A 14823-nucleotide genomic window follows, 5' to 3' on the forward strand; every position below is an offset into this window, starting at 1 on the left:
TCAGCCTTTCGATATCCCGGCTCTGATAACAGGCTATGGCAAAAAACTTGCCAGAAAATTCAGTGAGTTAGCCCTGATTTTCCGTGAACCAGCGCACACCTTGGGCGCTGTCGCGGTCGCAAACTGACGCGTTTCGTCACCCTGTCGGCCAGGGGGGGACCTTTGCAGTACAATCGCTCCCTTTGTTCATTCCGGGCCCAACCAAGCCGATGATCGACCCACGACGCGTACTCCGCGCCCTCGCCGAACACTGGGTGCTGCTCGAACCGCTGTGCGAGCGCTTCGACGCCGGCACCCTGAGCCTGGTGGAGCTGCGTATCCAGCTCACCAGCCAGTTGCCCGACAGTACCCCGGTGGACATCACCGCCCTGCTCGACCAGTGGGTCCGCCTGGACATCCTCGTCCCGGTGGCCAAGAGCCCCAACCGCTTCGAGCTGAACGCGCAGATCCACGACTTCCTCGCCTACCTGCGCCAGGAGCACCGCCTGGGCCTGTGCCTGGAGATCGAAGCCTACCTGCGCCACCTCGAGCGCCTCGCCGGCTACATTCGCGAGGCTTTCGAGGCACGCGACGGCAACGACCTTGCCCGGCAACTGCGCCTGCTCGACATGCGCGTGCGCGACGTGCTGAAGAAGCTCGCCAACGACGAGCAGGCGCTGGTCGCCGTGGCCGATCGGGCCAAGACCCAGGACCGGCAGATTCCGCTGCGCCAGCGCTATGCCGAAGTCCTGGCAACCTGGGACGAATACGTCGAACCGATGATCCAGCTGGTCTCCGCCGATGGCGCCTTCGAACAGGGCGTGCACCGCGTGGAACAGGTGCTGCTACGCCTGCTCAGCGAACAGGCACGCCTGGGCCAACTGGTGGACGACGACCAGTTGCTGCGCACCCACGCGCGTATCCTGGAGATGCAGACCACTGCCCAGCTCACCCTGCGCCGCGCCCGCGAACTGCTGCTGCCGCTGCGCGAGGAAGCGCGCCGGCATAACGCGATCACCCGCGGCGCAGCCCTGGCGCTGTCAGTCATCCGGCGCAAGGGCATCGACGCAGTGCCGCAGGCGGCGATGCCGATGTTCACCCGGCCACAGAGCAACTTCCTGGGCACCGCCTCGCAGGTCGAGAGCTACGTCTTCGCCCTCGCCAACTTCCAGCCCAAGCCGGCGCACTTCCCCAAGGCCAGCGGCAATCGCAAGAACGACGGCCCGCAGCGTTCGCCGCGCACCGCGCGGGAAATGCTCGACCGCTGCCAGGCCGCGCTGCCCCTGCCGGACCTGATGCAATGGCTGCTGGAGCAGGAACCCGAAGGCGCCACCGACGAACTGCTCTACTGGTTCTCGCGCCTGTCGCGCGATGCCCGCTTCCAGCGCGACCGCCTTGAGCGGGCCCAATACGACACTCTCCAGCACAGCGTCAGCCTGTGCTCCTTCGCCCTGATCGCCGGCCCGACCGCTGGCAAGGACAGCAAGAGCGAATCGCATGCAGATTAATCTCACCGAAATGACCCAGCTCGCGCCGATCTTCCGCGAGCTGTTCAAGGGCTTCCACATCAGCCGCCGTGATCCGGAGCTGTACAGCCAGCTGTCCAACCAGCAGGACGCCTACCGCGCGCTGTTCCGCAGCCTGGGCTACGAGCTGGTCTGCGATACCCGCGGCTTCTACTACTTCGTTCCCGAGCAGACCGGCGCCCAGGTGAACAAGACCGCCCAGCGCCTGGCACTGTTCACCTTCATCCTGGTCGAACACCTCGCCGACCAGGGCCGCGACCCGCTGGCCGTCCTCGACGGCGGCAGCATCGGCCGCGACGAACTGCCGCCGCTGCTGGAGAAGTACCGCGACCTGTTCCTGCAGGCCGAGGTGACCACCCAGGAAGAACTGGAAGAGAAGGTCATGCGTCGCCTCACCCAGCTTGGCTTCGCCGCCGAGGACAACGGCGTGTACCGCTTCCTGCCGCCCATCCACCGCTTCCTCGACGTCTGCCTGTCGGTCCAGCAGGACCGCGACCTGGCCAGCAACCTGTACGCCAGCGAAATGCAGTTCACCGCGCCCGCGCTGATGGAAGAAGACGACGAGCCGGTGGTGATCCTCGAGTCCTACGCCGACGAACCGCTGGAAGACAGCGAAGACGCCATCGTGGTGATCGACGAACCCGCTGCCGTCGCGGAAGAAGAGAGCGAAGAAGACGCCCTCGCCCGCGCCATCGCCGAAGAACAGGAGGCCCAGGCATGACCCAGGAACGCTACGGCATCCGCCGCTTCGCCCTGCTCAACACCGCCGGCTACAGCCTCGGCATCTTCCCGCTGGAACAGCCACTGTCGGTGTACGGCGCGAACAACCTCGGCAAGTCGGCGTCGATCAACGCGCTGCAGTTCCCGATCCTCGCGCGCATGTCCGACATGAGCTTCGGCAAGTACAGCCTGGAAGCCTCGCGCAAGTTCTACTTCGCCACCGACACCAGCTACATCCTCATCGAGCTGGACCTGCCCAACGGCCGCCATGTGATCGGCGTCGGCGGCCGCGGTCCAGGCGGCGGCTTCGGCCACCAGTTCTTCGCCTACCAGGGCGAGCTGGACCTGGAGCACTACCAGAAGAACGGCACCTGCCTGCGCCTGCGCGAGCTGTATGCCAACCTTGAGCGCGAGGGCATCAAGTCCTATGAACTGAAGCCCGACGAGCTGCGTCGCCTGCTGGTCGGCGGCCACACCTCGATCCCGCTGGACCTGACCCTGATCCCGCTGCGCTCCACCAGCGAACAGAGCCTGAAGACCTTCCGCTCGCTGTTCATCAACCTGCTGCACATGCGCGAGATCACCGCGGCCAAGCTCAAGCAGCTGTTCCTCGATGCCTTCGAGCACAGCCTGCGTTCGGGCAGCGTCGACTACATCGCCGCCTGCGAGGAAGCCTTCCGCGACGTACGCCGCATGGAAGGTGACTACCAGGCCCTGGTCGCCGCCGGCCCGCTGGTCGAGGCCCTGGCCAACGGCGTGCAGCAGCGCGAACTGCTGCGCGGCAAGATGCACCGCCTCTCGCCGCTGCTGGATAACCTGCTGGGCACCTGGGAAGACTATTCCGGCGCGCGCAAGGAAGAGCTGGTCATCCAGGCCGAGCACTACAAGCGCGAGCAGGACGGCCTGCAGAACGAGCAGCGCGGCAGCACCGCCGAGCTGATGCGCCTGGAGCGCGAGATCAGCGAGATCCAGCGCTGGATGGGCGAACTCGCCGTGCTGAAGAACCGCTTCGCGCTGGTCGATGACGTCAAGGTCCTGGAGCAGCAACTGCTCGCCGCCAAGGACGCTCACGACGAACTGGCCGGCGCCCTGGCGCACTCCCGGCAGTTCTCCAGCGAAGACCTGGAAGAACGCATGCGCGATCTGGAAAAACGCCTGAAGGGCGTTCGCCAGCAACTCGAGCACGCCGACAACAACAGCTATGCCCGCCTGCGCGAGGAATTCTCCCAGCAGGACGTGGAGCGTCTGATGCGTCTGTTCAACGGCGCGCTGTTCAGCCTGCCGCTGGGCGAAAAAGGCGTAGACCTCGACGAAGCCGGCCAGTGGGTCGGCAGCGTCGAGAAGATCCTCGATGCCTTCAAGGGCGAGCGCTTCGAAGTGCCCGGCCTCTCCATCGACATTTCAACCATCGAGCCGCCGGCCCTGCAGGCCCTGGCCGACCGCGCCGCGCTGCGCGACCAGAAGGAGCGCCTGGAGAAGGAGCTCAAGCAGCTCAAGACCCAGCAGGCCGTGGCCGCCGACCGCAACGCCAGCAAAGCGCAAGCGGACAAGTTCTATCAGGACGTGCTCGATGCGCAGAAGGCGCTGGAAGACTTCCGTCGCAGCCAGACGCTCAACGCCGAAGAGCCGGCCAAGCTGGAGCAGCTCGCCCAGCTGGAAGCCACCCAGGACGAGCTCAAGCGCTCCGCCGACGCCTTCACCGAACGCGTCCAGCAGCTCTCCGCCAAGCTGCAGTTGATCGGCCGCCAACTGGCCGACATGGAAGCCAAGCAACGCACCCTCGACGACGCCCTGCGCCGTCGCCAGCTGCTGCCGGCCAACCTGCCCTTCGGCATCCCGTTCATGGACCCGGTCGACGACTCCATGGACAACCTACTGCCGCTGCTCAACGACTATCAGGACACCTGGCAATCGCTGCAGCGCGTGGACGGTCAGATCGAGGCGCTGTACGCCCAGGTGCGCCTCAAGGGCGTGGCCAAGTTCGATAGCGAGGATGATCCGGAGCGTCGCCTGCAACTGCTGATCAACGCTTACGCACACCGCACCGACGAAGCCATGACCCTGGCCAAGGCGCGCCGTGCAGCCGTCACTGACATCGCCCGTACCCTGCGCAATATCCGCAGCGACTACGACAACCTGGAACACCAACTGGCGCTGTTCAACCGCGAGATCAACAAGCGCCAGGTATCCAACCTGCAAAGCTTCCGCATCGTGCTGGCGCCCAACAAGGACGCGCTCAAGCACATCGACCAGATCATCCACAGCGCCGGCCAGTACGAAGAGGGCGAGAACCTCTCCGTCTTCGACCTGACCCAGAGCGCCGAGCAGGATGCGAAGAACGAGGAAGCCAAGGACTACCTGTCGCGCCTGGTGGCGGCGAACAACAACCAACTGGGCCTGAAGGACCTGTTCGAGCTGGCGTTCGAGATCACCAAGCTGGGCGGCCAGCCGATCATGCACACCGATATCGACGGCGCCGCGTCCAACGGCACCACCATGACCATCAAGGCGCTGACCAACATGTACCTGTTGCTGCACCTGATGGACCGCGAGCAGGCCGGCCGCGTGCGCCTGCCCTACTACCTCGACGAGGCGGCGGACATCGACGAACGCAACCAGTCGGCGCTGCTGGAGACCAGCCTGCAACTGGGCTTCGTGCCGATCCTGGCGAGCGTGAAGCCCCAGGTGTCGGCGCAGGTGGCCATCGACCTGGAGGGCGGCAGCGGTCCCAACGGTATCTACATCGACGAGGCGGACTGGAAGTACATCCGCCGGCGCGACACAGAAAAGGCTGCGCACAACGACGTGGAAGCCAGCGCCGAACCGGCGTGATGCTCTCGCAGCGTTAACGAAAAAGCCCCGCCATGCGGGGCTTTTTCCTTTCCGACTCTGCGTGGCCCTGCACTTGTGGGAGCGAGCTTGCTCGCGAACCGCATAACGCCGAAGCCTATCCGATACCCATGCCTCCAGCGACGATGCTGATGGGTACCGGTGCGCACCAAGCCACCCTGCAAATGCTGCTCGTGCATCCACCGCACGCGTAGAATGAAAAGGGCCGCTGATGCGGCCCTTTTCCTGTACGTCTGAAACTCAGTTCGCCTTCCCCAGCGGAATCTTCGGCGCCCAGTCCAGCCACTTCTCGTCGTACTCGTCGAACAACGCAAAGGTCTGCCCGGGTTTGGCCGGCGAACCCATTTCGTCGTTGTTCGGTGTCGCGAAGGCCACGCCGCCGGAGAGGATGGTTTCCATCGACTCCGTGCGCAGCTTCACTCCCTTGAACAAACCTGCGTCGACACCGACGCCACTGGTATTCCAGAAGCGGCTGCCCGTCCGCACCAGCGCCGCATAACGTGGCTCGATGAGAATGTGGACCAGCACGCGGTCCGCCGTCTCGCCCAGCTCGAACGAAGTAACCTTCCCGACCTGCACCTCGCGGTAAGTCACCGGAACCCCGGCCTTGAGCGAACCCCGTCGAGACGCACTCAGGGTCAGGCGCAGGCCGTCAGCATCCAGGAGGCGGTTGGGTTCGCCGCCCAGCAGGCTGAAGCTGGTCTGCGCCTGGCCGGCCTTGGGCGCCGGCAACACTTCGATGTACTGGCCACTGACGATGGTGCTCAGGTTGGATACGCCGGAAAGACCGACCTGCGGGCCCACTACCCAGAAGCGTGTGCCTTGCCGAGCGATGCGATCCGCTCCCCGGGTGAGGCGCGCCTTCAGTTGCACGGACTGCAGATCCTTGCTCAGATCGACCTGCTCGACGCGACCGACCTCCAGGCCCTTGTAACGCAGGACGGTGCCTTCCTTCAGACCATCCGCGGTATCGGCGCGCAGGTCGATGATCTGGCCCTTGAGGTGCGCATCGTCCTCGCTGTCGTACAGCGCAAAGCGGCGCACCTTGGTCACCGGCGCAGCCTTCGGGTCCGGGGTATCGAAGGCGATGCCGCCAGCGATCAGCGTCTGCAGCGACTCGCTCTTCAGCTTGATCCCGTCCAGACCGCCACTGATGGTGACACCGCTGATGTTCCAGAAGCGCGACGAGGTGTTCACCAGCTTGGCGTACTCCGGCTCGATATGGACACCGATGATCAGCCGCGAGGGGTCACGGCGGGAGAGCTGGTAACTCTGCACGCTGCCCACTTTCATCTGGCGGTAGAGGATCGGTGTACCGACCTCCAGCGAACCCAGTTGATCCGTGGTCAGTACCAGGTGCAGGCCCGGCGAGTCGAGATTCAACGGGGGCGCCTTCGGGCGGATGACGAAGTCACGGGTCGGATCGCCGCCACTGGCGAATCGCACACTCAGGTAGTTGCCCTTCACCAGCGCCTCCAGCCCGGTGATACCCGCCAGCGAAATGCTCGGCTTGACCATCCAGAACTCGGTCTTGCTGTTGAGGAAGTCCTCGGTGCGCGGGTCCATGGACAAGGTGGCGGTGGCGCCATTGAAATCCTTGTCCATGTCGATGCTCTTCACCGTGCCGACCTGCACGCCGTTGTACATCACCGGCGTACTGCCCGGGGTCAGGCCGCTGACGTCGCTGACCTTCACCTTGACGCTGAGGCCGGCCTGAGCCGCGTCGAAGTCCTCATACAGGCGGAACGGCTTGGTCGGGTCGGTGGGCGGGCTGTCCGGGTAATTGTCAGGCGTCGAGAAGGCGATACCGCCGGCCGCGATGCTCGCCAGCGACTCGGTACGCAGCTTCAGGCCGCTGAGGCTGCCGGACAGGGTGATGCCGCTGGCGTTCCAGAAACGTGTGTGCTTGCGCACCAGGTTGGCATAGGCCGGCTCGATGTGGACCTTCACCTCGATGGTCTTCTGGTCCTCCGCCAGGCGGTAGCTCTTCACCTGGCCAACCTGGATCTGCCGGTAGTAGATCGGGCTCCCCTGCTCCAGCGAACCGAGGCGCTCGGCCTTCAAGGTCAGGTGCAGGCCCGGCAGGGAGTCGGACAGCGGCGGCGGCTCTTTCAGCGCGGTGAAGTCCTTCTGCTGTTCGCCCTTCACCGGGTCGATGGCGATGTAGTTGCCCGATACAAGGGTCTCCAGCCCGGTGACGCCGGCTATCGAGACGCGCGGCTTGACCAGCCAGAAACGCGTTCCCTTGCTGAGGTACTCGGCAGCCTCCTTGCGCATCTCCACGGTTGCCGTGACGCCAAGGGTGGGCTGGTTGACGTGAAGGTCGACCACCTTACCGACGCCGATCCCCTTGAAGATCACCTCGGTCTTGTTGGCCTGGATCCCCTCGCCGCTCTCGAACTGGATGTTGATCACGATCCCCGCCTGGTCGTATGCACGCCAGGCCAGCCAGGCACCGATCGCCAGCGCGATCAATGGCAGGATCCAGATTGCCGACCAGTTGGTGGTCTTGCGCATCTTGGGTTTGGGGAGATCACTCATCGTCGTTTTCCGCGTCCGTGTTATCCCAGATCAGCCGGGGATCGAAAGTCACTGCCGCCAGCATGGTGAGGACCACCACGCAGGCAAAGGCGGCTGCACCGAGGTTCGCCTCGATGCTCGCCAGATTGCCGAAGTTCACCAACGTCACCAGGATCGCGATGACGAAGATGTCGAGCATCGACCAACGGCCGATCCACTCAATGAAGCGATACATGATGATGCGTTGCTTGGCGGACATCGGCTGGTGTCGCTGCACCGAGTAGAGCAGCAGCGCAATGCCCACCAGCTTGAACGTCGGCACCAGGATGCTGGCGATGAACACCACCGCCGCGACCGGCAGCATGTCCGCATTGATCAGCTCCACCACGCCTTCCATGATGGTGGCGGGCATACCGTTGCCGAGGAAGTTGACCGTCATGATCGGCAGCAGGTTGGCCGGGATGTAGAGCACCGCGGCGGTGATCAGCAAGGCCCAGGTACGGGTCAGGCTGTTCGGGCGTCGCTCATGCACCAGCGCACCGCAGCGGCTGCAATGGGTCTCGTCATCCACTTCACGGCGATTGAGCTGATGGCATTCGCCACAAACCAGAATATCGGCATCAATGGCTCGCATCATCGAACTCCCCGGACAGTTCACCCCAGACCTGATGATGGGACATGGTCACTTCGAGCCACACCTGGGTGAACAGCAGCCCGATGAAGCAAGCCAGGCCGACACTGACATGCAACTCGGCCATGTCGATCAGCTTGACGATGGCAACGATGATCCCCATCAGGTAAACCTCCAGCATGCCCCACTCGCGCAGGTGCTGGTAACCGCGGAGCAACAACATCCCCTGGTCGCGCCAGACCTTGAAACGTATGGTCAGCAGGACAAACAGCTGGCACAGCAACTTGGCCAGAGGGATCACCATGCTGCACAGGAAGACCAGGACCGCGACGCCCTTCATATCGGACTCGTACAGACCGATTACGCCGCTCCATACCGTGTCCATGCTGGTCTGGCCAAGAATGGTGATGTGCATGATCGGCAGGAAATTCGCCGGGATATAGAGCAACAGTGCCGTCAGCACCAGGGCCAGCGCACGCCGGATCATATGGGGACGATGGATCTCCAGCTCATAGCCGCAGCGCGGGCAAACGGAGCGATGCCCTGACGGAACAGGCTCGCGGCGCATCAGCAGGTCGCACTCGTGGCAAGCCGTCAGCTCCTCCAGAGGCAGATCCTGCAAGGCATGTCCTTCGACTTCGGGCATGTAGGCACTCAGGGAAAATTTGTCGCTATTGTAGACGACACAACCTCCGATTCGGTGCCCGGAAATTGTCTCGAAAACTCTGGAAACCGAGCGGCCGTGCCAACCCAGGCGAACGTGACTTTCCCGCGCGCAAAAGCAAAACCCCCGGCCAGCGAAGCTGACCAGGGGTCTTGGGATAGGAGCTTGACGATGACCTACTCTCACATGGAGAAACTCCACACTACCATCGGCGATGCGTCGTTTCACTACTGAGTTCGGGATGGGATCAGGTGGTTCCAACGCTCTATGGTCGTCAAGCAATTCTTTATGGACGCTCGTGGCAGTTGCACACGCTCATCCAGATTCGGGTATGTGACAGGTAATTTGCGGTTCACACGAACTTTCGGTTCGTTACGTCTTCACCGTACAACACACAAATTGTTTGGGTGTTATATGGTCAAGCCTCACGGGCAATTAGTATCGGTTAGCTCAACGCCTCACAGCGCTTACACACCCGACCTATCAACGTCGTAGTCTTCGACGGCCCTTCAGGGGAATCAAGTTCCCAGTGAGATCTCATCTTGAGGCTAGTTTCCCGCTTAGATGCTTTCAGCGGTTATCTATTCCGAACATAGCTACCCGGCAATGCCACTGGCGTGACAACCGGAACACCAGAGGTTCGTCCACTCCGGTCCTCTCGTACTAGGAGCAGCCCCTCTCAAATCTCAAACGTCCACGGCAGATAGGGACCGAACTGTCTCACGACGTTCTAAACCCAGCTCGCGTACCACTTTAAATGGCGAACAGCCATACCCTTGGGACCGGCTTCAGCCCCAGGATGTGATGAGCCGACATCGAGGTGCCAAACACCGCCGTCGATATGAACTCTTGGGCGGTATCAGCCTGTTATCCCCGGAGTACCTTTTATCCGTTGAGCGATGGCCCTTCCATACAGAACCACCGGATCACTAAGACCTACTTTCGTACCTGCTCGACGTGTCTGTCTCGCAGTCAAGCGCGCTTTTGCCTTTATACTCTACGACCGATTTCCGACCGGTCTGAGCGCACCTTCGTACTCCTCCGTTACTCTTTAGGAGGAGACCGCCCCAGTCAAACTGCCCACCATACACTGTCCTCGATCCGGATAACGGACCAGAGTTAGAACCTCAAGCATGCCAGGGTGGTATTTCAAGGATGGCTCCACGCAGACTGGCGTCCACGCTTCAAAGCCTCCCACCTATCCTACACAAGCAGGCTCAAAGTCCAGTGCAAAGCTACAGTAAAGGTTCACGGGGTCTTTCCGTCTAGCCGCGGATACACTGCATCTTCACAGCGATTTCAATTTCACTGAGTCTCGGGTGGAGACAGCGCCGCCATCGTTACGCCATTCGTGCAGGTCGGAACTTACCCGACAAGGAATTTCGCTACCTTAGGACCGTTATAGTTACGGCCGCCGTTTACCGGGGCTTCGATCAAGAGCTTCGCTTTCGCTAACCCCATCAATTAACCTTCCGGCACCGGGCAGGCGTCACACCCTATACGTCCACTTTCGTGTTTGCAGAGTGCTGTGTTTTTAATAAACAGTCGCAGCGGCCTGGTATCTTCGACCGGCATGGGCTTACGCAGTAAATGCTTCACCCTCGCCGGCGCACCTTCTCCCGAAGTTACGGTGCCATTTTGCCTAGTTCCTTCACCCGAGTTCTCTCAAGCGCCTTGGTATTCTCTACCCAACCACCTGTGTCGGTTTGGGGTACGGTTCCTAGTTACCTGAAGCTTAGAAGCTTTTCCTGGAAGCATGGCATCAACCACTTCATCATCTTAAAGATGACTCGTCATCAGCTCTCGGCATTAAGACCCCGGATTTACCTAAGATCTCTGCCTACCACCTTAAACTTGGACAACCAACGCCAAGCTGGCCTAGCCTTCTCCGTCCCTCCATCGCAGTAACTAGAAGTACAGGAATATTAACCTGTTTCCCATCGACTACGCTCTTCAGCCTCGCCTTAGGGACCGACTAACCCTGCGTCGATTAACGTTGCGCAGGAACCCTTGGTCTTTCGGCGTGGGAGTTTTTCACTCCCATTGTCGTTACTCATGTCAGCATTCGCACTTCTGATACCTCCAGCAAGCTTCTCAACTCACCTTCACAGGCTTACAGAACGCTCCTCTACCGCGCATCTTGCGATGCACCCGTAGCTTCGGTGTATGGTTTGAGCCCCGTTACATCTTCCGCGCAGGCCGACTCGACTAGTGAGCTATTACGCTTTCTTTAAAGGGTGGCTGCTTCTAAGCCAACCTCCTAGCTGTCTAAGCCTTCCCACATCGTTTACCACTTAACCATAACTTTGGGACCTTAGCTGACGGTCTGGGTTGTTTCCCTTTTCACGACGGACGTTAGCACCCGCCGTGTGTCTCCCACGCTGACACTTCCAGGTATTCGGAGTTTGCATCGGTTTGGTAAGTCGGGATGACCCCCTAGCCGAAACAGTGCTCTACCCCCTGGAGTGATACGTGAGGCGCTACCTAAATAGCTTTCGAGGAGAACCAGCTATCTCCGAGCTTGATTAGCCTTTCACTCCGATCCACAAGTCATCCCCTACCTTTTCAACGGGAGTGGGTTCGGTCCTCCAGTCAGTGTTACCTAACCTTCAACCTGCTCATGGATAGATCGCCCGGTTTCGGGTCTATACCCAGCGACTAATTCGCCCTATTAAGACTCGCTTTCGCTACGCCTTCCCTATTCGGTTAAGCTCGCCACTGAATATAAGTCGCTGACCCATTATACAAAAGGTACGCAGTCACCTAACAAAGTAGGCTCCCACTGCTTGTACGCATACGGTTTCAGGTTCTATTTCACTCCCCTCTCCGGGGTTCTTTTCGCCTTTCCCTCACGGTACTGGTTCACTATCGGTCAGTCAGTAGTATTTAGCCTTGGAGGATGGTCCCCCCATATTCAGACAAAGTTTCTCGTGCTCCGTCCTACTCGATTTCACTTCAAAGAACCTTTCACATACGGGGCTATCACCCACTATGGCCGCACTTTCCAGAGCGTTCTGTTAGATTCAAAGAAGCTTAAGGGCTAGTCCCCGTTCGCTCGCCACTACTAAGGGAATCTCGGTTGATTTCTTTTCCTCAGGGTACTTAGATGTTTCAGTTCCCCTGGTTCGCCTCTTACACCTATGTATTCAGTGCAAGATACCTGGCTTATGCCAAGTGGGTTTCCCCATTCAGAGATCTCCGGATCAAAGTCTGTTTGCCGACTCCCCGAAGCTTATCGCAGGCTACCACGTCTTTCATCGCCTCTGACTGCCAAGGCATCCACCGTATGCGCTTCTTCACTTGACCATATAACCCCAAGCAATCTGGTTACTGTCTCTAACGTGAAGACGACATTCGCCGAAAATTCGCGCTTGAACTCGCAAATTTTACCTTGACTTGAATAATCACCAGTGAAAGAGATTATTCAGTCTACTTCTATCACATACCCAAATTTTTAAAGAACAGTTCTGGCACAAAGACCAGACATCAATGTTCGTTCAACTTGAACATTCATGTCTGAGCTTTCGACGATTAATGGTGGAGCCAAGGAGGATCGAACTCCTGACCTCCTGCGTGCAAAGCAGGCGCTCTCCCAGCTGAGCTATGGCCCCTTATCGGATCAGCAGCACACCACAACAATTGGTGGGTCTGGGCAGATTCGAACTGCCGACCTCACCCTTATCAGGGGTGCGCTCTAACCAACTGAGCTACAGACCCAATCGTCTAACCAGTGAATCAAGCAATTCGTGTGGGAGCTTATGAAGAAGCTGAGATCTTCGATTAAGGAGGTGATCCAGCCGCAGGTTCCCCTACGGCTACCTTGTTACGACTTCACCCCAGTCATGAATCACTCCGTGGTAACCGTCCCCCTTGCGGTTAGACTAGCTACTTCTGGAGCAACCCACTCCCATGGTGTGACGGGCGGTGTGTACAAGGCCCGGGAACGTATTCACCGTGACATTCTGATTCACGATTACTAGCGATTCCGACTTCACGCAGTCGAGTTGCAGACTGCGATCCGGACTACGATCGGTTTTATGGGATTAGCTCCACCTCGCGGCTTGGCAACCCTCTGTACCGACCATTGTAGCACGTGTGTAGCCCTGGCCGTAAGGGCCATGATGACTTGACGTCATCCCCACCTTCCTCCGGTTTGTCACCGGCAGTCTCCTTAGAGTGCCCACCATAACGTGCTGGTAACTAAGGACAAGGGTTGCGCTCGTTACGGGACTTAACCCAACATCTCACGACACGAGCTGACGACAGCCATGCAGCACCTGTGTTCCGATTCCCGAAGGCACTCCCGCATCTCTGCAGGATTCCGGACATGTCAAGGCCAGGTAAGGTTCTTCGCGTTGCTTCGAATTAAACCACATGCTCCACCGCTTGTGCGGGCCCCCGTCAATTCATTTGAGTTTTAACCTTGCGGCCGTACTCCCCAGGCGGTCGACTTATCGCGTTAGCTGCGCCACTAAAATCTCAAGGATTCCAACGGCTAGTCGACATCGTTTACGGCGTGGACTACCAGGGTATCTAATCCTGTTTGCTCCCCACGCTTTCGCACCTCAGTGTCAGTATCAGTCCAGGTGGTCGCCTTCGCCACTGGTGTTCCTTCCTATATCTACGCATTTCACCGCTACACAGGAAATTCCACCACCCTCTACCGTACTCTAGTCAGGCAGTTATGGATGCAGTTCCCAGGTTGAGCCCGGGGATTTCACATCCATCTTACCAAACCACCTACGCGCGCTTTACGCCCAGTAATTCCGATTAACGCTTGCACCCTTCGTATTACCGCGGCTGCTGGCACGAAGTTAGCCGGTGCTTATTCTGTTGGTAACGTCAAAACAGCAAGGTATTAACTTACTGCCCTTCCTCCCAACTTAAAGTGCTTTACAATCCGAAGACCTTCTTCACACACGCGGCATGGCTGGATCAGGCTTTCGCCCATTGTCCAATATTCCCCACTGCTGCCTCCCGTAGGAGTCTGGACCGTGTCTCAGTTCCAGTGTGACTGATCATCCTCTCAGACCAGTTACGGATCGTCGCCTTGGTAGGCCTTTACCCCACCAACTAGCTAATCCGACCTAGGCTCATCTGATAGCGCAAGGCCCGAAGGTCCCCTGCTTTCTCCCGTAGGACGTATGCGGTATTAGCGTTCCTTTCGAAACGTTGTCCCCCACTACCAGGCAGATTCCTAGGCATTACTCACCCGTCCGCCGCTGAATCCGGGAGCAAGCTCCCATCATCCGCTCGACTTGCATGTGTTAGGCCTGCCGCCAGCGTTCAATCTGAGCCATGATCAAACTCTTCAGTTCAATACTGCTTGGGTTTTGAGAAAACCCTAAACTTGGCTCAGCAATCGCATGCTCAATTTAATGAGCTAAAACTCTCGAATTCACGAGTGTTACTTGCGTTGCTGATAATCAGTCGATCACCAGTCTTACATCACAAGCACCCACACGAATTGCTTGATTCAACTTGTTAAAGAGCAGTTGGTTAAGGCTTTCGTCTCAACCGAGGCGCGCATTCTACGCTAACCTCATCTTTCGTCAAGCTTTATTTTTCGAAAATTTCTTTTCTACTCAATCGCTTGGCTTCTGAGAGCCTCGACTCTCATCAGCAGCAAGCACAAATCATGTGCTTACACTAATAGGCAAAGCCCCGGACAGCGAAGCTGACCGGGGCTTTGGGATAGGAGCTTGACGATGACCTACTCTCACATGGAGAAACTCCACACTACCATCGGCGATGCGTCGTTTCACTACTGAGTTCGGGATGGGATCAGGTGGTTCCAACGCTCTATGGTCGTCAAGCAATTCTTTAGGACGCTCGTGGCGGTTGCACACGCTCATCCAGATTCGGGTATGTGACAGGTAATTTGCGGTTCACACGAACTTTCGGTTCGTTACGTCTTCACCGTACAACACACA

General features: G+C 59.2%; 6 protein-coding genes, 2 tRNA genes and 4 rRNA genes. 3 read left to right on the forward strand and 9 right to left on the reverse strand.

Annotated elements, in window-relative coordinates; all coding sequences use genetic code 11:
* The first annotated feature begins 209 nt into the window (after positions 1-209).
* Genes mksB through mksF form a run of 3 tightly spaced genes read left to right on the forward strand, consistent with a single transcriptional unit; the run spans position 210 to position 5057 of the window.
* Positions 210-1487 (forward strand): Mks condensin complex protein MksB, encoded by a 1278-nt coding sequence (mksB, locus tag LDJ84_RS25275; RefSeq protein ID WP_084358774.1) that lies wholly within the window; start codon positions 210-212, stop codon positions 1485-1487.
* Positions 1477-2226 carry an Mks condensin complex protein MksE gene (gene mksE / locus LDJ84_RS25280; RefSeq protein WP_084358775.1) on the forward strand — a complete coding sequence of 250 codons (750 nt, stop codon included), beginning with the start codon at positions 1477-1479 and terminating at the stop codon, positions 2224-2226. The genes mksB and mksE overlap by 11 nt, the downstream gene beginning before the upstream one ends.
* Positions 2223-5057 (forward strand): Mks condensin complex protein MksF, encoded by a 2835-nt coding sequence (mksF, locus tag LDJ84_RS25285; RefSeq protein WP_024766608.1) that lies wholly within the window; start codon positions 2223-2225, stop codon positions 5055-5057. Before mksE ends, mksF begins: the two co-directional genes overlap by 4 nt.
* Before the next feature lie 258 nt (positions 5058-5315).
* Here the strand turns inward: mksF and LDJ84_RS25290 are convergent, their stop codons facing one another.
* From LDJ84_RS25290 to rrf (LDJ84_RS25330), 9 genes are all read right to left on the reverse strand, one after another.
* Complete coding sequence (locus LDJ84_RS25290) at positions 5316-7616, reverse strand: PqiB family protein (protein WP_024766607.1); 2301 nt, start codon at positions 7614-7616, stop codon at positions 5316-5318.
* Complete coding sequence (locus LDJ84_RS25295) at positions 7609-8229, reverse strand: paraquat-inducible protein A (RefSeq protein ID WP_024766606.1); 621 nt, start codon at positions 8227-8229, stop codon at positions 7609-7611. The genes LDJ84_RS25290 and LDJ84_RS25295 overlap by 8 nt, the downstream gene beginning before the upstream one ends.
* Positions 8216-8872 (reverse strand): paraquat-inducible protein A, encoded by a 657-nt coding sequence (locus LDJ84_RS25300; RefSeq protein WP_024766605.1) that lies wholly within the window; start codon positions 8870-8872, stop codon positions 8216-8218. Before LDJ84_RS25300 ends, LDJ84_RS25295 begins: the two co-directional genes overlap by 14 nt.
* 181 nt (positions 8873-9053) lie before the next feature.
* Positions 9054-9169, reverse strand: a 5S ribosomal RNA gene (gene rrf, locus LDJ84_RS25305).
* 135 nt (positions 9170-9304) lie between these two features.
* A 23S ribosomal RNA gene (locus LDJ84_RS25310) occupies positions 9305-12196 on the reverse strand.
* A gap of 229 nt (positions 12197-12425) precedes the next feature.
* Positions 12426-12501 (reverse strand) — tRNA-Ala (locus LDJ84_RS25315).
* A gap of 29 nt (positions 12502-12530) precedes the next feature.
* Positions 12531-12607 (reverse strand) — tRNA-Ile (locus LDJ84_RS25320).
* A gap of 64 nt (positions 12608-12671) precedes the next feature.
* A 16S ribosomal RNA gene (locus tag LDJ84_RS25325) occupies positions 12672-14208 on the reverse strand.
* A gap of 382 nt (positions 14209-14590) precedes the next feature.
* Positions 14591-14706: ribosomal RNA gene (rrf, locus tag LDJ84_RS25330) — 5S ribosomal RNA — on the reverse strand.
* Together the 16S, 23S and 5S rRNA genes with 2 tRNA genes alongside form the textbook arrangement of a ribosomal RNA operon.
* Positions 14707-14823 lie beyond the last annotated feature (117 nt).

Origin of the sequence: Pseudomonas sp. HS-18 (genome assembly GCF_020401845.1) — a bacterium.
Taxonomy (GTDB): Bacteria; Pseudomonadota; Gammaproteobacteria; order Pseudomonadales; family Pseudomonadaceae; genus Pseudomonas; species Pseudomonas nitroreducens.